This is a genomic window from Rhodoferax sp. U11-2br, from assembly GCF_018619435.1.
Taxonomy (GTDB): Bacteria; Pseudomonadota; Gammaproteobacteria; order Burkholderiales; family Burkholderiaceae_C; genus Rhodoferax.
In genome coordinates, this window is the sequence record NZ_JAHFZF010000012.1 from 62,687 (window position 1) to 82,167 (window position 19,481).

The 19,481-nt window shown below is 61.3% G+C and carries 17 protein-coding genes and 1 tRNA gene; 10 read left to right on the forward strand and 8 right to left on the reverse strand.

What is annotated here, in order from left to right; translation table 11 throughout:
- Positions 1–182: 182 nt before the first annotated feature.
- The 3 genes from ahpC (at position 183) to KKO72_RS09920 (ending at position 5,574) form a co-directional block, all read left to right on the forward strand.
- The gene (gene ahpC / locus KKO72_RS09910) at positions 183–746 is read left to right on the forward strand and encodes an alkyl hydroperoxide reductase subunit C (RefSeq protein ID WP_078366367.1); all 564 of its coding nucleotides are present in this window, start codon (positions 183–185) and stop codon (positions 744–746) included.
- Between the two features lie 169 nt (positions 747–915).
- Entirely contained in the window at positions 916–2,538 is a 1,623-nt protein-coding gene (gene ahpF, locus KKO72_RS09915) for an alkyl hydroperoxide reductase subunit F (RefSeq protein ID WP_214937830.1), read from the forward strand.
- Between the two features lie 102 nt (positions 2,539–2,640).
- Positions 2,641–5,574 carry a valine--tRNA ligase gene (locus KKO72_RS09920; RefSeq protein WP_214937832.1) on the forward strand — a complete coding sequence of 978 codons (2,934 nt, stop codon included), beginning with the start codon at positions 2,641–2,643 and terminating at the stop codon, positions 5,572–5,574.
- Positions 5,575–5,661: 87 nt separating this feature from the next.
- Here the strand turns inward: KKO72_RS09920 and KKO72_RS09925 are convergent, their stop codons facing one another.
- Together KKO72_RS09925 and cysM are read right to left on the reverse strand one after the other, a co-directional pair.
- The gene (locus KKO72_RS09925) at positions 5,662–5,889 is read right to left on the reverse strand and encodes a sulfurtransferase TusA family protein (protein ID WP_214937834.1); all 228 of its coding nucleotides are present in this window, start codon (positions 5,887–5,889) and stop codon (positions 5,662–5,664) included.
- Positions 5,890–5,919: 30 nt separating this feature from the next.
- Positions 5,920–6,822 (reverse strand): cysteine synthase CysM, encoded by a 903-nt coding sequence (gene cysM / locus KKO72_RS09930; protein ID WP_214937835.1) that lies wholly within the window; start codon positions 6,820–6,822, stop codon positions 5,920–5,922.
- A gap of 37 nt (positions 6,823–6,859) precedes the next feature.
- On the opposite strand from cysM, the gene KKO72_RS09935 reads away from it, so the two are divergent.
- A tRNA-Leu gene (locus tag KKO72_RS09935) sits at positions 6,860–6,944 on the forward strand.
- Between the two features lie 193 nt (positions 6,945–7,137).
- On the opposite strand, the gene KKO72_RS09940 is transcribed toward KKO72_RS09935, so the two are convergent.
- Positions 7,138–8,862 (reverse strand): hypothetical protein, encoded by a 1,725-nt coding sequence (locus KKO72_RS09940; protein ID WP_214937837.1) that lies wholly within the window; start codon positions 8,860–8,862, stop codon positions 7,138–7,140.
- A gap of 574 nt (positions 8,863–9,436) precedes the next feature.
- Here KKO72_RS09940 and tssD point away from each other — a divergent pair.
- Positions 9,437–9,937 carry a type VI secretion system tube protein TssD gene (tssD, locus tag KKO72_RS09945; protein ID WP_214937839.1) on the forward strand — a complete coding sequence of 167 codons (501 nt, stop codon included), beginning with the start codon at positions 9,437–9,439 and terminating at the stop codon, positions 9,935–9,937.
- Between the two features lie 30 nt (positions 9,938–9,967).
- On the opposite strand, the gene KKO72_RS09950 is transcribed toward tssD, so the two are convergent.
- Positions 9,968–10,909: an NAD-dependent epimerase/dehydratase family protein gene (locus tag KKO72_RS09950; RefSeq protein WP_251140571.1), complete on the reverse strand. Its 942-nt coding sequence runs from the start codon at positions 10,907–10,909 to the stop codon at positions 9,968–9,970.
- 47 nt (positions 10,910–10,956) lie between these two features.
- On the opposite strand from KKO72_RS09950, the gene KKO72_RS09955 reads away from it, so the two are divergent.
- The gene (locus tag KKO72_RS09955; protein ID WP_214937841.1) at positions 10,957–12,027 is read left to right on the forward strand and encodes a CDP-6-deoxy-delta-3,4-glucoseen reductase; all 1,071 of its coding nucleotides are present in this window, start codon (positions 10,957–10,959) and stop codon (positions 12,025–12,027) included.
- Positions 12,028–12,046: 19 nt separating this feature from the next.
- The gene (locus KKO72_RS09960) at positions 12,047–13,018 is read left to right on the forward strand and encodes a tripartite tricarboxylate transporter substrate binding protein (RefSeq protein WP_180128184.1); all 972 of its coding nucleotides are present in this window, start codon (positions 12,047–12,049) and stop codon (positions 13,016–13,018) included.
- 24 nt (positions 13,019–13,042) lie between these two features.
- Here the strand turns inward: KKO72_RS09960 and KKO72_RS09965 are convergent, their stop codons facing one another.
- From KKO72_RS09965 to xdhC, 3 genes are read right to left on the reverse strand one after another with little or no spacing between them, the layout of a single operon-like run.
- Entirely contained in the window at positions 13,043–13,390 is a 348-nt protein-coding gene (locus KKO72_RS09965) for a hypothetical protein (protein ID WP_214937843.1), read from the reverse strand.
- Complete coding sequence (locus tag KKO72_RS09970) at positions 13,383–14,627, reverse strand: urate hydroxylase PuuD (protein ID WP_214937845.1); 1,245 nt, start codon at positions 14,625–14,627, stop codon at positions 13,383–13,385. The genes KKO72_RS09965 and KKO72_RS09970 overlap by 8 nt, the downstream gene beginning before the upstream one ends.
- Positions 14,628–14,640: 13 nt before the next feature.
- Entirely contained in the window at positions 14,641–15,468 is an 828-nt protein-coding gene (gene xdhC, locus KKO72_RS09975) for a xanthine dehydrogenase accessory protein XdhC (RefSeq protein ID WP_214937847.1), read from the reverse strand.
- A 93-nt stretch (positions 15,469–15,561) separates the two neighbouring features.
- On the opposite strand from xdhC, the gene KKO72_RS09980 reads away from it, so the two are divergent.
- Complete coding sequence (locus KKO72_RS09980; RefSeq protein WP_214937849.1) at positions 15,562–16,071, forward strand: hypothetical protein; 510 nt, start codon at positions 15,562–15,564, stop codon at positions 16,069–16,071.
- A gap of 6 nt (positions 16,072–16,077) precedes the next feature.
- Here the strand turns inward: KKO72_RS09980 and uraH are convergent, their stop codons facing one another.
- Positions 16,078–16,431, reverse strand: a complete 354-nt coding sequence (gene uraH / locus KKO72_RS09985) for a hydroxyisourate hydrolase (protein WP_214937851.1) — start codon at positions 16,429–16,431, stop codon at positions 16,078–16,080.
- 91 nt (positions 16,432–16,522) lie between these two features.
- On the opposite strand from uraH, the gene puuE reads away from it, so the two are divergent.
- Both puuE and uraD read left to right on the forward strand, forming a co-directional pair.
- Positions 16,523–17,485: an allantoinase PuuE gene (gene puuE / locus KKO72_RS09990; protein WP_214937853.1), complete on the forward strand. Its 963-nt coding sequence runs from the start codon at positions 16,523–16,525 to the stop codon at positions 17,483–17,485.
- A 132-nt stretch (positions 17,486–17,617) separates the two neighbouring features.
- Positions 17,618–19,438 (forward strand): 2-oxo-4-hydroxy-4-carboxy-5-ureidoimidazoline decarboxylase, encoded by a 1,821-nt coding sequence (gene uraD / locus KKO72_RS09995; protein WP_214937855.1) that lies wholly within the window; start codon positions 17,618–17,620, stop codon positions 19,436–19,438.
- Positions 19,439–19,481: the final 43 nt, after the last annotated feature.

The following is a 19,481-nucleotide window of genomic DNA, read 5'->3' on the forward strand; positions in this document are numbered from 1 at the left end:
GGTCGCAAACTACAGACCTGTCAGGTTTTCATTATCGTGACCGCGTCATAAAGAAAGGCTATGGATAGCTTATAAACAATGTATCGTGAAAACGATAGATCGCCACTATGATTTGACCCATCGGTGAAACACACTGCACCGAAGATTTCTTGCTTTCTCATCAACCAACCAGGAGTCCTTCCATGTCCTTGATCAATACCCAAGTTCAACCTTTCAAAGCCAAAGCTTTCCACAATGGCCAGTTCATCGACGTGACCGAAGCCAGCCTCAAAGGCAAATGGTCGGTCGTGATCTTCATGCCCGCCGCCTTCACCTTCAATTGCCCGACCGAAGTGGAAGACGCTGCTGACAACTACGCTGAATTCCAGAAGGCCAACACCGAGGTCTACATCGTCACCACCGACACCCACTTCTCGCACAAGGTGTGGCACGAAACCTCTCCCGCCGTGGGCAAGGCCAAGTTCCCGCTGGTGGGTGACCCAACCCACCAACTGACCCGCGCTTTTGACGTGCATATCGACGCAGACGGCCTGGCTTACCGCGGTACCTTCGTGATCAACCCGGACGGCGTGATCAAGACCCTGGAAATCCATTCCAACGAAATCGCCCGCGATGTGAAAGAAACCCTGCGCAAGCTCAAGGCAGCCCAGTACACCGCTTCGCACCCCGGTGAAGTGTGCCCCGCCAAGTGGAACGAAGGCGCCAAGACCATCGCTCCCTCGCTGGAACTGGTCGGCAAGATCTAAGTCCCCGGTGACCTGATCGGCACACCGTCACTGGTGTGCCCCAAGCCGGACTGGGACAAGCTGCCCCGCGCAGCTTGCCCTCCGGTTTTTTTTCGAACAAAATTTGCCTCCAGCCCTTTTAAAACGGGCACAAACAGCTATTTAAGAAGTAGCACCTAAGGAATCCACCATGCTCGACCAAGACATCAAAACACAATTAGCCGCCTACCTGCAGCGCGTGACACAACCGTTCGAGATGGTGGCCAGCCTCAATGACTCGGACACCTCGCGCGAAATGCTCGACCTGCTGCAGACCATACAGAGCCTGCGCAGCGACATGATTAGCCTGCGGACCGATGGCAACGACGCCCGCAAGCCCTCCTTCACGCTGCAACGCGTCGGTGCCAACAACAGCCTGCGTTTTGCCGGCCTGCCGCTGGGCCACGAATTCACCTCGCTGGTGCTGGCCTTGCTGTGGACCGGCGGCCACCCGCCCAAGGTCGAGGCCGATGTGCTGGACAGCATCCGCGCGCTGGACGGTGACTTCAACTTCGAGGTCTACATGTCCTTGACCTGCCACAACTGCCCGGACGTGGTGCAGGCGCTGAGCCTGATGGCGATCTTCAACCCCAAGGTCAAGACCGTGGTGATCGAAGGCGGCGCCTTCCAGGCCGAAGTCAATGACCGCGAGATCATGGCGGTGCCGATGGTGTTCCTCAATGGCCAGATGTTCGGCTCGGGCCGTATGACGGTCGAGGAAATTGTCGCCAAGCTCGACACTGGCGCCGCCGCCCGTGATGCGGCCAAGCTGTCGGCACAAGCCCCGTACGAAGTGCTGATCGTCGGTGGTGGCCCTGCGGGTGCCGCTGCCAGTGTTTACGCCGCCCGCAAAGGCATCCGAACCGGTATTGCCGCCGAGCGTTTTGGCGGCCAGGTCAACGACACCTTGGCCATCGAGAACTTTATCTCGGTGCTGGAGACCGACGGCCCCAAGTTTGCCGCCGCGCTTGAAGCACATGCCCGCGCCTACGACGTGAACATCATGAACCTGCAACGCGCCGACAAGCTGGTCCCGGCGACTGAACCGGGTGGCCTGATCGAGATCCAGCTCGCCAATGGCGGCTCGCTCAAGAGCAGAACCGTGATCCTGTCCACCGGCGCGCGCTGGCGCAATGTCAATGTGCCCGGTGAAGAACAGTACAAAACCAAGGGTGTGGCCTATTGCCCGCACTGTGACGGCCCGCTGTTCAAGGGCAAACGCGTGTCGGTGATTGGCGGGGGCAACTCCGGCGTCGAGGCCGCGATTGACCTGGCCGGTGTGGTGACGCATGTGACGCTGATCGAGTTCGACACCAAGTTGCGTGCCGACGCGGTGCTGGTCAACAAACTCAAGAGCCTGCCCAATGTGACCATCCTGGTGAATGCCCAGACCACCGAGATCACCGGCGACGGCCAGAAGGTCAACGGCCTGAGCTACAAGGACCGCGCCACCGAGACTGTGCATCATGTGGAACTCGAAGGTGTGTTTGTGCAGATTGGCCTGGTGCCCAACACCGAATGGCTCAAAGGCACGTTGGAGCTTTCCAAACACGGCGAGATCGTGGTGGATGCCAAAGGCGCGACCTCGCTGCCCGGCGTGTTTGCCGCAGGGGACGCCACCACCGTGCCCTACAAACAAATCATCATCGCCACAGGCGACGGCGCCAAGGCGGCACTCAGCGCGTTTGACTACCTGATGCGTTTGCCTGCGGTGGTCGCACCAGCGGTTGCAACACCCGTAGCTACGCCAGCAGCAGAGATGGCCACGGCATAAAGGCTTACAGCCTCAGGCTGGCTCAGTAAAATCGGGCCAGTCTCTCTTTTTTACATTGAGCGGCGCCTGTTGGCGCCGTTCGTCATTTTTGGCACTCTTCCCATGACCGACGCACCGCAGCAACCTGGCCTCAACAGCCTGTCCAAATCCTTTGAGCCCGCCGCCCTGGAAGCCCACTGGGGCCCGGAGTGGGAAAAGCGCGGTTATGGTGTGGCGGGCGCCCGTGGCACCGGCCAGCCTGACGCGGATGCTGCCGCACGTGGTGACAACTTCTGCATCCAGTTGCCGCCGCCCAATGTGACCGGCACGCTGCACATGGGCCATGCGTTCAACCAAACCATCATGGACAGCCTGACGCGGTACCACCGCATGGCTGGCTTCAACACCGCCTGGATTCCGGGCACCGACCACGCCGGTATCGCCACCCAGATCGTCGTGGAGCGCCAGTTGCAAGCTCAAGGCATCAGCCGCCACGACATGGGCCCGACACCCGCAGAAGCACGCAAAAACTTCGTGAGCAAGGTCTGGGAGTGGAAAGAAAAGAGTGGCAACACCATCACCACCCAGATGCGTCGTATGGGCGACACCGTTGACTGGAGCCGCGAATACTTCACGATGGACCCCAAGCTGTCCAAAACCGTGACCGAAACCTTTGTGCGCCTGTATGAACAAGGCCTGATCTACCGCGGCAAACGCCTGGTCAACTGGGACCCGGTGTTGATGAGCGCGGTGTCTGACCTGGAAGTGGAGTCTGAAGAAGAAGACGGCAGCCTGTGGCACATCATGTACCCCTTTGCCGACGGCCCGCAGCTGGTCAACGGCGAACTGGCTCCCGGCCTAGTGGTGGCGACCACACGGCCTGAGACCATGCTGGGCGACGTGGCCGCCATGGTGCACCCGGAGGACGAACGTTACGCGCACCTGATCGGCAAGGAAGTCACCCTGCCCTTGTGCAACCGTACCATCCCGATCATTGCGGACGACTACGTGGACAAGGCTTTTGGCACCGGCGTCGTCAAGGTCACCCCGGCGCATGACCAGAACGACTACCAGGTCGGCCAGCGTCACAAGTTGCCGATGATTTGTGTGCTGACACTGGATGCCAAAATTGATAGCAATGCACCCAGCGCTTATGTGGGCTTGGACCGCTTTGCAGCACGCAAGCAGATCGTCAAAGACCTGCAGGCGCTGGAACTGATGGTCGAGATCAAAAAACACAAACTGATGGTGCCGCGCTGCGCCCGCACCGGCCAGGTGATCGAGCCGATGCTGACCGACCAATGGTTTGTGGCGATGTCGAAAGTGTCTGAACAAGACCCGACCGGCAAGTCCATCACGCAAAAAGCCATCGACGCGGTGCAGTCGGGCGAAGTGAAGTTTGTGCCTGAGAACTGGGTCAACACCTACAACCAGTGGATGAACAACATCCAGGACTGGTGCATCAGCCGCCAGCTCTGGTGGGGCCATCAGATCCCCGCCTGGTACGCCGAAGATGGTACGGTTTTTGTAGCACGTAACGAAGACGATGCAAGGGCTCAGGCCCAAAAAGCCGGTTATACCGGCACCCTCAAGCGTGACGACGACGTGCTCGACACCTGGTACTCCAGCGCGCTGGTACCCTTCAGCACCATGGGCTGGCCTGAAAAAACGCCCGACTACGACCTCTACCTGCCCAGCAGCGTGTTGGTCACCGGTTACGACATCATCTTTTTCTGGGTCGCCCGGATGATCATGATGACCACCCACTTCACCGGCAAGGTGCCGTTCAAACACGTCTACATCCACGGCTTGGTGCGCGACGCGCAGGGCCACAAGATGAGCAAGTCTGAAGGCAATGTGCTCGACCCGGTCGACCTGATCGATGGCATCGCCCTGCCCGAGCTGCTGGTCAAACGCGCCGAGGGCCTGCGCAAGCCCGAAACCGCACCCCAGGTGCGCAAAAACACCGAAAAGGAGTTCCCGGCTGGCATCCCCGCCTTTGGCGCCGATGCGTTGCGCTTCACCTTTGCCTCGCTGGCCTCTCTGGGCCGCAGCATCAACTTCGACGCCAAACGCTGCGAGGGGTACCGCAACTTCTGCAACAAACTCTGGAACGCCAGCCGTTTTGTGCTGATGAACTGCGAAGGCCAGGACTGCGGGTTGAACGAGCACAGCCCTGCCGAGTGCGCCACAGGCGACTACCTGAAATTCAGCCAGGCGGACCGCTGGATCGTCTCGCTGCTGCAAAAAGCCGAGGCGGATGTGACGCAGGGCTTTGCCGATTACCGCCTGGACAACGTCGCCAGCACGATTTACGACTTTGTCTGGAACGAGTTCTGCGACTGGTACCTGGAAATCGCCAAGGTGCAGATCCAGACCGGCGACGACGCGCAGAAACGCGCGACCCGCCGCACCCTGATCCGCACCCTGGAAACCATTTTGCGGCTGGCCCATCCGATCATCCCGTTTGTGACCGAAGAGTTGTGGCAAGTGGTAGCCCCACTGGCAGGCCGCGCTGGTGCCTCGGTGGCGATTGCGGCCTACCCGGTGAGCCAACCCGAGCGCATCGACCCCGCCGCGATTGCCCATGTGGCCAAACTCAAGACCCTGGTCGACGCTTGCCGCAACCTGCGTGGCGAGATGAATGTGTCACCTGCGACCCGGCTACCGCTGTTTGTGCTGGCGGGCTCCCCTGCCGAAGCCGCTTTCATGACCGAGGCCGCACCAGTGTTGCAGGCGCTGGCCAAACTCAACGAAGTGCGGGTGTTCAGCGACGAAGCGACCTGGGCTGCCGCCGCACAAGCCGCACCTGTGGCGGTGGTGGGTGAGGCGCGCATCTGCCTCTTCATGGAAATTGACGTGGCCGCCGAAAAGGCCCGCCTGGGCAAGGAACTGGCGCGGCTTGAAGGTGAAATCCTCAAGGCCAACGGCAAACTGGGTAACGAGTCTTTTGTGGCACGTGCCCCGGCTGCGGTGATTGATCAGGAACGCAAACGCCTGGCCGACTTTGAAGCCACGGTGGCCAAGGTCAAAGAGCAGTTGGCACGCCTGGGTTGATGTGAGATGGGGGCCGCCACGCTGCGGCCCTGACTGACACTCTGGGGGCAGAGGGGCAACCACGGCCGCCCTTGGCCCGCGCCAGGGTCAGCGACGGCGCAGCACGTGGATATAGGTGTCGTGCACGGTTTGCTGGTCCAGCAACTCGTTGCCGGTCTGCCGGGCAAAGGCCTTGAAGTCGCGCATGGAGCCCACATCGGTGGCTGTCACCTGCAGCGTCTGGCCGCTTTCCATGGTGCTCAAGGCCTTTTTGGCGTGCAGGATGGGCAGCGGGCAGTTCAGGCCGCTGGTGTCGATCTCTTTGTCAATGTGCATGGCTGTTTCCTGATAAATGGGGGTCTGGACTCACGCCGGGAACACACCGGTGGACAGGTACCGGTCGCCCCGGTCGCAGACAACAAAGACAATTGTCGCGTGGCGCGCGGTTTTGGCAATCTCTTGCGCTACCCAGCAGGCGCCTGCCGCTGAAATACCGGCAAAAATGCCTTCCTCACGCGCCAGCGTGCGGCACATGGCCTCGGCATCTTCCTGGCTCACATACATCAGCTCGTCGACATGGGTTGGGTCATAAATCTTGGGCAGATAAGCCTCGGGCCATTTGCGAATGCCAGGAATGCGTGAGCCCTCATGCGGCTGCACCCCAATGATTTTGATCGCGGGGTTCTTCTTTTTGAGGTACTGCGAGACACCGGTGATGGTGCCGGTAGTGCCCATGGCACTCACAAAATGGGTGATCTTGCCCTTGGTGTCGGCCCAGATTTCGGGGCCGGTGGTCTCCACATGGATGCGCGGGTTGTCCTGGTTGGCAAACTGGTCAAGCATGCGGCCCTTGCCTTCGCGCTGCATCTGTTCGGCCAGGTCACGTGAATACTCCATGCCGCCGCTCTTGGGGGTGAGGATCAGCTCGGCACCAAAAGCCTTCATGGTCTGGGCGCGCTCGATCGACAGGTCCTCGGGCATGATCAGGATCATCTTGTAACCCTTGACGGCCGCCGCCATGGCCAGCGCAATGCCGGTGTTGCCCGAAGTGGCCTCGATCAGCGTGTCACCCGGTTTGATCTCACCACGCTCTTGTGCCCGCACAATCATCGAAAACGCGGCCCGATCCTTGACCGAACCGGCCGGGTTGTTGCCCTCCAACTTGCCCAAAATCACGTTGCCGTTGAGCTGGTTGACATCAACCGCCAGCCTCTGCAAACGCACCAACGGTGTTTTGCCAATCAAATCTTCAATGGTTGGATATTTCATACCCCGCACTGTGCCATAATTCGCGCTCGCTCCCGCAGCCCGGGTGGTGAAATTGGTAGACGCAGGGGACTCAAAATCCCCCTCCGAAAGGAGTGCCGGTTCGATTCCGGCCCCGGGCACCAGAATTCCGTTTCAGCTCTTGTCGAACCCGCACGTTGTCCCAACGTAGCGGGTTTTTTGTTGTCTCAGAGCTGATGCAAGTCCTATTTGGGTACATCAGCATTTGGTCTAGTCGGCAGATGAATGATCTGGACAAGCAGCGAATTGACGTTAGACCATGCAGACAACCGCCAGGGCTTGGAGCAATGACCTCTCTCAAACACCCTGGCCGCGAGCGGCCTGGGCTGCCGCACAAAACAGGCCACGCATCTCTGCGTCCGAGCCTTCTCCGACTTGAAGCATCTGCAGCTTTTTGGGGGTGCTGGTCTCCTGACGCTGGCCTGCCATGTCTTGCCAGATGGCGGCGATCTCCTGCCCGATGTGTTGGCTGTCATCGTCTTTGCCGACCACCACTAGCACTTTCTCAAGGGGTGCGCGGCGTAACAAGGCCTCCAGCTCAAACCGGGTGCCAGCACGCTTGTCGTTGTACTCACGCAGGTCAAGCATCACCACGGCGGCCTGGTCGATCAAGGACAAGACCGTGGCCTGCCAGCTGGTGTTCGCACAGAACAACTCATGAACGCGACAGCGGCCGTCGGGGTCACGCGTCTGATCCAGCGTCAACAGTGCCTGCTTGAGCTTGTCTGCGTCGGTGATAAAGCGCTGGTGCAAACTGCGCTGAAGATAGGCAAAAAATTCATCGGGCTCCAGGTAGGCACCCGCCAGGTCGGGGCCTGCAATCATCCACACCGGGCCTGCAAAACGCCAGCGCGCCAGAAAGCGGTCGGTGAAGGCCTCTGAGCGCTCTGAGGGTTTGAACACACGCAGCAACAACAAAGCACCCAAGGGTTGGGGCGCGCGTCGAATGGTCCAACGCAAGGCCACACGCTGCACACCGCGCCAGGCCAACCAAGACACCAAAATGGCCAACCCCAACCACTCCATGCTGTGTTGGGTGCGCTGCTCGAACGACATCATCAAAACAACCGTAGCCATGAAGGATGTGACGAGTGCCCAGTAGGCACCCAAGGCCAGCTGCTGCTCGCTGAACTGCCGTTCGGTGTACCGGCGCGCCAGGCGCATCAGCATTCGCCATGAGCAGTACGCCGCGATGCCGAGCAACACCACAGAGGTCCCCCCCGCAAGAAGCCAGTCCTGAAGCGTTGGTTCCGTGTCAGGTGAGTCATCAAACAGAACGAGCACCCAAATCAGGGTAAAGAACACCAACAGACCCACGGTGAATGCAGCGACCAAAGGCGGGCCAGCACCGCGCACCGCCGGACGCATGAATGTGACCAGGGTCAACGCCAGTAGTGCAGCGCACAACAAAAAAATGCCGCTGCCCAGCCAGCCCAAACCCGCAAAAACCAAACCAAGGCCCAAACACAGCATCACCAGGGCAAAAACCGCCCAAACACGGGACTCTCTCACACACGCTTGAAATGCCCAGGGTAAAGCTGCTGGCAGCACAAGCATGGGCCACAACACCAGTTGTGTGATCCAGGTGGCCAAAGGGGCACTGTCTCCGAACTTTTGACCGGTCATGGTCGACAAGAGCGCAATCCCAAAAACCAGAATGATCAAGAGAAGCCACCAATACAACAAGCCACTAACAAACTGGACCCACAACACCCGACCACGCAGGCGACGCGCAGGCCGGGTGGGGTCATCCGCACCCGCAGGCTGGAAGGCATCTGCCGCACACCAGGATTGCTGCAAGTCAGCTGTCGCCAGGGGCATGTCGGTTGTTTGGGCAGCACGCGACTCGGTCGGGAGCACGATGTGGCTCACCGCTGTTTTGGCCTGCAGATCAACCACGGCCCTGGCGTAGCGGCGCTTGATCCAAACCGCCAAACCAACAGCCAGTGGCACCAGCAGACACAGTAAAAAAGCGATCAGCGCGATCCACTGGGTTGAGTTGAGCTCGTCATTCGAAGCCATGCGGGTGCCCTCCGAAGAATGTCTGCATTGTTGTCGCCGAGGTATTCCAGCCGCTGGCAAGCAAACTGGACTTACCCCTGACGTCGGGGCTGACCTCGTTGCTACGCAGACCACTGATGACCGCCACCCGTTTAAGGTGGCTTGAGTGGACGACGCCATCGTACCCTGGGACCACTGCAGCGGTGTCGACCAGCTCTGGCCCAAAGGCGTGGGCCAGTTCATCCTGTGGGCGTTGATGAGCTTGCATCGCCTCCAGGCCTGCGATGGCACCAGACACATCGCGATACCATTCCTGAAGTTGTAGCTACCAGCCCTTACAAATCAAGGGATAGAGGCCACTTTCATTTAACCTGACTTACCCGCCAGCTGCAGCGAGGCACGCAAAGTGTCATTGATGCGGGTTTGCCAGCCATCACCGGTGGCGCACACGTCGGTTGACCAGGGCTCGGGGCAGTTGGACGTTTGCTGGGCGTTGAGACATAATTTTTTGCACCCAAGATGCAATCCTCAGCCAGTCCAGGCTGACAGAGCAAGAGCAATCTCCATCGTCCACTTTCAAAATAGGGGGAACACCATGGCACTGAACGCGTATTTGCGACTCAAGGGGCAAAAGACAGGTGATGTCAAAGGCTCGGTCACACAAAAAGGGCGAGAGGGAAAAATCATGGTCATTGCGGTGTCGCACAGCATCGTGTCGCCGCGCGACATCCAGTCGGGCTTGCCCACCGGCCAGCGCCAACACAAGCCGTTTGTGATCACGAAAGAGTCCGACAAGTCGTCGCCGCTGCTCTACAACATGCTGGTGACCAACGAGAACATCCTTGACTGGGAGCTTCAGTTCTGGACGCCAACCCTGACGGCGACAGCGGGTAGCGGGCAGGAGGTGCAGAGCCATTCCGTCAAACTCGTCAATGCGAACATCGCCTCCATCGACTTCCGGATGCCCAACAACAAAAACCCCGACCTGATGCGATACGCCGAGTACGAAGAGATCGCCTTCACCTACCAGAAGATTGTCTGGACGTGGAACGACGGCGGCATCACAGCGTCGGACGACTGGGTCGGCCGCGTCTAGTGCCACAGAGGGCGTCTGCCCTCCCACTGCTCACGACCCCGCCAACCCCTGCACCACCGTGGGGTAACGCAGCCTCAGGCGCAGCTCTTTTTTGAGCCGGGTGTTGTCCATGCGCCGGGACTCACTCATGAAGCTCAGCAGGGCCAGCGGCAGGCGTTGTTGCGCTTCGGCGCGCGACAGGCGTTCGGGCCGGGGCAGGCCGTACAGGTCGGCAGCCAGCTCAAAGTACTCACCCATCTTCAGGCAGGTGTCGTCGTTGGTGTTGTAGACCCGTTGCGGGGCGCCGCGCCACAGGGCGGCCACACAGGCGCGCGCCAGGTCGTCAGCGTGGATGTGGTTGGTGTAGACATCATCCTCGGCGCGCAGCATGGGTGTGCCGCGCAACAGGCGTTCACGCGGTGTGCCGCCCACGCGGTTGGGGGCGTAGATGCCGGGGATGCGCAGCACGGTGCTGGGCACACCCGTGGCGCGGCCATAGTGGCGCACCAGGCTTTCAGCACATATTCGCCTCTTGGCCCTTGATGTAAAAGGGTTAACAGCTCTTGTTTCTGTAGCTACTGCACCGTCGCAGTCGCCATACACACCGCTGGTGGAGCCATACACCAGCGACTCGGGCCGGCTGCGTCGGCGCAGCACCCGCAGCAGCGCGCGGGTACGCGGGTCGCCTGCAACACTCTCCAGCGGCGGCGCCAGATGCACCACACGGGTCGCCAGACCGGCCAGGCGGCACAGGCTGGGTGGTTCATCGAGGTTGCCCAGCAACGGGGTGATGCCTAGGGCACGCAGCTCGGCCAGGCGGGCAGCGCTGGAGGTCAGCGCGAGCAGGCGCACTTGGCGGTGCATCAGGCCCGCCACGCGCAAGCCAACATCACCACAGCCCACCAGCAGCACACGTTCGCGCCGGAAACGGGCGGGCAAGGCGCCAGGTCGGCTGGCGTACAAAAGGGGAGACGTGCTTTTTAATGCGGGCAAAATGTGATCCTTCCAGTTTTGATTTCAGCGCCTAGGATAACGACAACATGAGCTCTGCCGCCACCTCCCCCGCCACTTTTCAGATCACCATGGTGCCCAGCCAGCGTACGTTCAGCGTCGACCCTGGCGAAACCCTGCTGGCCGGGGGCATCCGCCAGGGGGTCAACCTGCCCTATGGCTGCAAAGACGGCGCCTGTGGTTCCTGCAAATGCAAAAAACTCAGCGGCAGCGTGGAACACGGCAGCTACCAGGCCAAGGCCATCAGCGACGAAGAATTGGCCCAGGGTTTTGTGCTGACCTGCTGCGCCACGGCCACTAGCGACGTGGTGCTGGAGTCGCGCCAGGTCACGGCCGAGGGCGCGTTCCCGATCAAAAAAATGCCCACCCGCCTCAAGCTGATGGAAAAGAAGTCAGACGACGTGATGCGCCTGCAACTGCAGCTGCCCGCCAACGAAGCTTTTCAATACCACGCCGGTCAATACATCGACTTTCTGCTGCCCGGTGGCCTGCGCCGCAGTTATTCGATGGCCAACGCACCCCACACCCTGGCGGCGGGTGAAGGCATCGAGTTACACATCCGCCACATGCCCGGTGGCAAGTTCACCGACCAGGTGTTTGGCACGATGAAAGAGCGCGACATCCTGCGCATCGAGGGGCCTTTTGGCAGCTTCTACCTGCGCGAAGGCAGCAGCAAACCGATCATCCTGTTGGCCTCGGGCACCGGTTTTGCACCGCTCAAGGCGCTGATCGAACACATGCAGTTTGCCAAGATCAGCCGCCCGGTCACGCTGTACTGGGGTGGGCGCAGGCCTGCTGACCTGTACATGGCGGACTGGGTGCAGGCCAAACTGGCCGAGATGCCGAATCTGCGCTTTGTGCCGGTGGTGTCCGACGCGCTGCCCGAGGATGGCTGGAGCGGGCGCACCGGTTTTGTGCACCAGGCCGTGCTGCAAGAGACACCCGATTTGTCCGGGCACCAGGTGTATGCCTGTGGTGCGCCGATTGTGGTGGCGTCTGCCCAGCGCGACTACCTCCAGGCCGGGCTGCCGGTCGACGAGTTTTATGCCGATTCATTCACCTCCGAAGCCGACAAGGCTGCGGACGGCGCCGCTGTTTAACCCAAGACAAGGACCTGTCATGCACACCCGATCATTTCTGCTGAGTACCCTGGCGCTGGCCGCCGCCACCCTGATGCCGCTGGCGCAGGCGCAAGACAAACCGATCCGCCTGATCGTGCCCTACGCCGCCGGTGGCCCGCTGGACATCACCGCGCGTGCGCTGGCCGAACGTGTCAAGGACAGCCTGGGCACGGTGATCATCGACAACAAACCCGGCGCCGGTGGCAACATCGGCGCCAGCGCGGTGGCCAAGGCGGCGCCGGACGGCCTGACCATTGGTATTGCTGCCACCGCCACCCATGCGGTCAACCCCTGGCTGTACAGCAAGATGCCGTTTAATGCGGCCACCGACTTTGCCCCGATCACCCAGATGGTGCGGGTGCCCAATGTGCTGGTGATGAATGCCGACACCGCCGCCCGCCTGAAGATCAACAGTGTGAAAGACCTGATCGCCTACGCCAAGGCCAACCCGGCCAAACTTAATTACGGCAGTGGTGGCAATGGCAGCGCCGGGCACCTGGCCGGTGAGTTGTTCAAAAAAGAGGCCGGCATTTTTGCGGTGCACATCCCCTACAACGGCGGCAACCCGGCGCAACTTGGGCTGCTCAGTGGCCAGGTCGATTACAACTTTGACAACCTGTCCACCGCCGCGCCCAACATCAAGGCCGGCAAACTCAAGGCGCTGGCGGTGACCACCCTGACCGCGTCGAGCGCGCTGCCCGGTGTGCCACCGGTGGCTGACACCCTCAAAGGGTTTGCGGTGGACACCTGGTGGGGCCTGGTGGCACCTGCGGGCACACCCAAGGACGTGATCACCAAACTCAACACCGCGTTTGTGGCCGCGCTCAACGCGCCTGAGACCAAAACCCGCTTTGCGGCCCTGCTGGCCGAGCCGGTGCCCAGCACCCCCGAGGCGTTTGGTGCGTTGATGAACAGCGAGCGCCGCAAATACGAGTCCATGGTCAAGTCCTCCGGCGCCAAGGTGGATTAACCACCCAGCACTACACCCAAACCGTCAGGGCTTGGCCGCTGGCTCGACCTTGGCGGCGTTGAGGCGGCGGATACGCGCCTCATTGGCCAACAAGACATCGGCCTGCGTCACAGGTTTGGGGGATGAAACAGGGCTGGCAACGGGGGCCACGGCGGGTTGCGGCGCCTGCACCAACGCGTTGGCCTGACGCCGACTTAACTGGGTGGCAGCCTGGCCCTGGATCAGCTGCTCTTGCTGCTGCCCCCGCTGCTGGATCACCAGCGGCACACCACTGCCAGTGCTGGCGGGCTGCGCCAACACAGCGGCAGGGCTGGCCAGCAGCCCGGCGGCGCCCGCCAGCACACAGGTGGCCAGGCGCAGGCGCCTACTCATCCACACCGGCCCCGGACAAATACCACTGCGCGATGATCTGCCGCTCAGCCGCGGTGATGTGGGTGGTGTTGCTCATCGGCATGAGTTTGCTCACCACCACCTGCTGGTAGATGTTGGCCGCGTTTTGTTGGACCATCTGCGGGCTGTCAAAACGCAAACCCTTGGACTGCACCGCCTCACCATGGCACAGGTAACAACGCTGCTCCAGAACGGTTTGCAGGGTTTTGTAAGAGATTTGGCCGCTAGCCACCGTATTACCTGGGCTACCCGCTACGGAAGACGTAGCAGATTGAGGGGTGTTGGATTCTGGCGCAGGTTTGAGCCAGACGATCATCATGGCAATCACCACCACACCCAGCAGCGCATAAGGCAGCGGATTGCCATTGCGCCCGAGCTTGAAGCCGTGGCGCAGCACAAAAAACTGGCGGATCACGGCACCGGCAAACATCATCGCAATCAACACCAGCCAGTTTTGCGGGTGGGTGTAGGTGAAGCTGTAGTGGCCGCTGAGCATCGCAAACAACACCGGCAGCGTGAAATAGGTGTTGTGCACACTGCGCTGTTTGCCACGTTTGCCATGGATCGGGTCCACCGGTTCACCGGCCTTGATCGCGGCAATCACCTTGCGCTGGCCCGGAATGATCCAGTGCGCCACGTTGGCACTCATGGTGGTGGCCATCATCGCGCCCACCAGCAAAAAGGCGGCGCGCCCGGCAAACCAGTGGCAGGCCAGCCAACTGGCCACACACACCAGCACCAACACCAGCGCGCCCACGATGGCATCACCGTTTTTGCGCTGGCCAAACAGGCGGCAGATCAGGTCGTACAACAGCCAAAAAATCACCAGAAAGAAAATCGCCACCGTGATCGCCTGCCAGGGCAACCAATCCATCTTGGACTTGTCAATCAGGTAAGTGGTGGCACTCCACAGGTAGGACACGGTGAACAGCGAAAAGCCGGTCAGCCAGGTGGTGTAACTCTCCCAATAAAACCAGTGCAGGTGTTTGGGCAGCTGCGGCGGGCGCACCGCGAACTTCACCGGGTGGTAGAAGCCGCCGCCGTGCACCGCCCACAACTCACCGCTGACGCCTTGTTTTTTGAGGTCTTCGTCCTCGGGCGGGGTCAGGCTGCTGTCCAGAAACACAAAATAAAACGAGGAACCAATCCAGGCAATCGCGGTGATCACATGCACCCAGCGCAGCAGCAGGTTGGCCCAATCGAGGTAATAACTTTCCATCCACTATCCCTTTTTAATGTCCAGACGACGTCTGCCCGACAACTTGCAAGACTTGTGCCGCCACCGCCACCGCAATCACCTCTGGCTGCTTGCCAACAATGCCCGGCACACCAATCGGGCAGGTCACCTGGGCCAGCTCCTCAGCCGTGAAACCACGCGCCAGCAGGCGGTGGCTGAAGCTGGCCCATTTGGTTCGGCTGCCAATCAGGCCGATAAACGGCAGGTCCGCCTGCTGTCGCTGGCGCAACAAGCAGGCTGCCACCACATCCAGATCCTCGGCATGGCTGAAGCTCATGATCAGCACCAGCGCACCGGGTGGCAGGTCTGCCACCGCGGCCTGCACCGGTTGTGAATGTTCACACAGCACCTGCGCGGGCAGGTCGGGCGGGAATATCTCGTCACGGCTGTCGATCCAGTGCAGGCGCAGCGGCAGGGTTTGCAACACGGCCACCAGTGCCCGCCCGACATGGCCCCCCCCAAACAGCGCCACCAGCGGCCAGCTGGATTGTTGTGCCGTCAAACGCTGCGCCAGCTCGGAGGTGTCCTGTGCCCCCACTCGCTCAAATTGCAATGTCATCTCGCCCCCACAACACTGGCCCAAAGCGGGCCCCAGCGGGTAGCGACACATCTGTTTTGGTTCGCCCGATTTCAACTGTTGCCGGGCATGCTGGATGACCTGCCACTCCAGCTGGCCACCGCCCACCGTGCCCAGTGTGTGCCCGGCAAACACGGCCATCCAGGCACCGGCCTCACGGGGCACCGAGCCACGCGAGGTCTGCACCGTGACCAGCACCGCGTCCTGGGTGGCCAGATTCTGAATAAAAGCTGCCAACACTGTCACAAATCCTTACCCAATGGGGGCCACAAAGCCTGTCAAACACGGCGTTTTTGCGGCACAGTAGCGCACCTGCACATCCTGCCCAAAAGAGACACCATGAACCTGTTCACCCCGCAACACACTCGCCAAGCCAGCTGGGGCCTGGCGCTGGCCTCGACGCTGGCGGCCTTGCTCAGTGGCTGCAGTAGCCCACCCAAGGCGCCGCCTGCACCACCCGCCGCGCCGGTGGTTGTCCCACCGCCGCCCGCCGCCGCACCGGCTCTGGTGTCGCAGGCTGTAACCCCGCGCGCCTACCGGCGTGACGCTGCACAACATCTCTACAGTAAAAACGCCGACCGCATCTACCGGGGCAAGATGCCGCCGCTGCTGTATGCGATCGGTGTGCTGCAGGTCGAGGTGGACAACAAAGGCCGCGTCACCGGCACCAGCTGGATGCGTGCGCCCAACCACGCGCCCGAGGTGATTGCCGAGATCGAACACACGGTGCGTGCCGCCGCACCCTACCCGGTGCCGGTGCGCATGGGCCGTGTCACCTACACCGACACCTGGCTGTGGCACAAAAGTGGCACCTTCCAGCTCGACACCCTGACCGAAGGGCAGTATTAACACCACTCAGGAGCCCCGGTAGGTCGAATAACTCCAGGGGCTCACCAACAGCGGCACGTGGTAGTGCGCCGCTGGGTCGGCCACCCCAAAGTCCAGGTTCACCTGGTCCAGAAAGTTGGGCTCGGGCAACACCACACCCCGCGCCTTGAAATAAGCCGCCACCTCAAACACCAGCCGGTAGGTGCCGCGCTGCAGGCTGCTGGCATCGAGCAGCAGGCCGTCGGGGTTGCGGCCATCGGTATTCAGCACCAGCTGTTTGATCAGGCGCGGCGCACCGGCACCGGTGGCCCACAGCGCCACCGACATGCCTGCCGCCGGTGTGCCGTGCATGGTGTCCAACACATGTGTACTCAATCCCATGAATGCTTCCTCAAAATAAGGTCAAAGTGTATTGGGCATAAACGACGCAGCTATCATGCCAGCCAACCCTGTCTGACGCTGATTTCACACCATGAGCCACTACAACAGCACCCTACCCTACCCGCGCGATTTGAAGGGCTACGGCCCCCAACCACCCCACGCCCAATGGCCCAACCAGGCCCGCATTGCGGTGCAGTTTGTGCTGAACTACGAGGAAGGCGGCGAAAACTGCGTGTTGCACGGCGATGCGGGCAGTGAGCAATTCCTCTCGGAGATGTTCAACCCGGCCAGTTACCCAGAGCGCCACATCAGCATGGAGGGTATCTACGAATACGGCTCACGCGCCGGGGTCTGGCGCATCTTGCGTGAGTTCGAGAAGCGTGGTCTGCCACTGACCGTGTTTGGCGTCAGCATGGCGCTGGAGCGTTACCCCGAGCTGGTGCAGGCCTGCCAGAGCCTGGGCCACGAGATCGCCTGCCACGGTTTGCGCTGGATCCACTACCAGAACGTTCCCGAAGCGGTGGAGCGTGAACACATGGCACGTGGCATGGAGATCCTGACCAAACTCATGGGTGTGCGCCCGCAAGGCTGGTACACCGGGCGCGACAGCCCCAACACGCGCCGCCTGGTGGCCGACTTTGGTGGTTTTGCCTACGACGCTGACTACTACGGCGACGACTTGCCGTTCTGGATGGACGTGAAAAAAACCGACGGCAGCCTGGCGCAACAGCTGATCGTGCCCTACACCCTGGACTGCAACGACATGCGTTTTGCCCTGCCCCAAGGCTACAGCCACGCCGACCCGTTCTACCAGTACCTCAAGGACACGTTTGATGCGCTCTACGCCGAGGGTGACCCCAATGGCCTGAACGCGCCCAAGATGATGAGTGTGGGCATGCACTGCCGCCTGCTCGGACGCCCGGGGCGCATCACCGCGTTGCAACGTTTCTTGGACCACATCGGGCAACACGAACATGTGTGGGTGTGCCGCAGGTTGGACATTGCGCGGCATTGGCGCTCGGTGCACCCGTATGACGCGGTGGCGGTGGCCTGAGATTTGCTTGAGTTCATGTGCGCCTGATTTATGTGTTTTTTTGGCCTCTAGCCCTCGTAAATACTGAATCAAGGGCTCTTACAGATGTAGCAGTTTGGACTGCATCTGCCGCCGACTTAAATAACCAACACCATGCCCTTAACCCTGGACCAACTCAACACCGCCTCCAAACTAGAGGCCTTGCAGCTGCTCGACGGCCTCTACGAACACAGCCCCTGGATAACCGAGGCGGCACTGCAGCAGCGGCCCTTCCAGTCGTTGGCCCAGCTCAAAGTCCTGTTGACCCAGGTGGTGAGCACGGCCCCGCGCGAAGCCCAGCTGAGCCTGATCCGCGCTCACCCCGAGCTGGCCGGCAAAGCCATGGTCAGCCAGAGCCTCACGACGGAGTCCACCAACGAGCAAAACAAAGCGGGCCTGACGAACTGCAGCCCGGCCGAATTTGCCAAGCTGCAGCAGCTAAATGCCGACTACAACACCCAATTTGGCTGGCCCTTTATCCTGGCGGTGCGTGGGCCGCGTGGCACGGGTTTGAGCCGGGCCGAGATCATCGCCACCTTTGAGCGCCGCCTGCACAGCCACCCGGACTTTGAACTTCAAGAGTGCCTGCGCAACATCCACCGCATTGCCGAGATCCGTCTCAACGACAAGTTTGGCATCACCCCCACGCTGGGCAACGCGGTGTGGGACCAGCAGGAACAACTCGCCGAGTTTTCGGAGCCTGGCTACAAGGAACAGAACCAGCTCACCGTGACCTACCTGACGGAGGCCCACCGTGCCTGCGCCGAACGCATCCGGGGCTGGATGCTGGAAAGCGGGTTCGATACCGTGTCCATCGACGCGGTAGGCAATGTGGTCGGGCGATATGAGGCGCTTGACAAAAACAGTAGCAGCTCGCCCTTACCCAATAAGGACCAGAGCCCCAAAACACTGTTGACCGGCAGCCACTATGACACCGTGCGCAACGGCGGCAAATACGATGGCCGCCTGGGCATTGTTGTGCCCATGGCCTGTGTGCGTGAGTTGCACCGCGTTGGGCGACGCCTGCCGTTTGCCATCGAGGTGGTCGCGTTTGCCGAGGAAGAAGGCCAGCGCTTCAAAGCCACGTTTTTGGGCTCCAGCGCGCTCACCGGCAGTTTTGATGCGACCTGGCTGGACCAGCTGGATGCCGATGGCGTGTCGATGCTGGCGGTCATGCAACAGGCCGGGCTCGGTGGTGCGGACAAAACCGCCGCCCTGCAAGCCATCAGCGCTCTGAAACGCGACCCGGCGCAGTACCTGGGTTTTGTCGAGGTCCACATCGAACAGGGCCCGGTGCTCAACACGCTGAACCTGCCGCTGGGCATCGTCACCGCGATCAACGCCAGTGTGCGTTACCTCGGCGAAGTCACCGGTGTGGCCAGCCACGCCGGCACCACCCCGATGGACCAGCGTTTTGACGCCGCCTGTGCGGTGGCCGAGCTGGCGCTCTACCTGGAGCAACGCGCGGCGCAGGACGGCGACTCGGTGGCCACCATGGGCCAACTCAACGTGCCCAACGGCAGCATCAACGTGGTGCCGGGGCGTTGCACGTTCAGCCAGGATTTGCGCGCGCCGAGTGACCGCCAGCGTGATGCGCTGGACGCGGATGTACGCGCCACCTTGGCACAGATCAGCCAGCGCCGGGGGCTGCAGTTCACGCTGCAGGAAACCATGCGCGCCAGCGCCGCACCCAGTGACGCCCTCTGGCAACAACGCTGGGAAGCTGCCGTGGCGGCACTGGGCCTGCCCGTCCACCATCTGCCCAGCGGCGCTGGCCATGACGCGATGAAGTTGCACGAGCTGATGCCCCAGGCCATGTTGTTTGTGCGCGGCCAAAACGCCGGCATCAGCCACAACCCGCTGGAGTCCACCACAAGTGATGACATGCAGTTGGCGGTGGAGGCGTTTATGCAGTTGCTGGAGTTGGTGGCGTGAAATCGCCCGTTATGACTCCCACACGTGCAGTTTTTACCCGCTG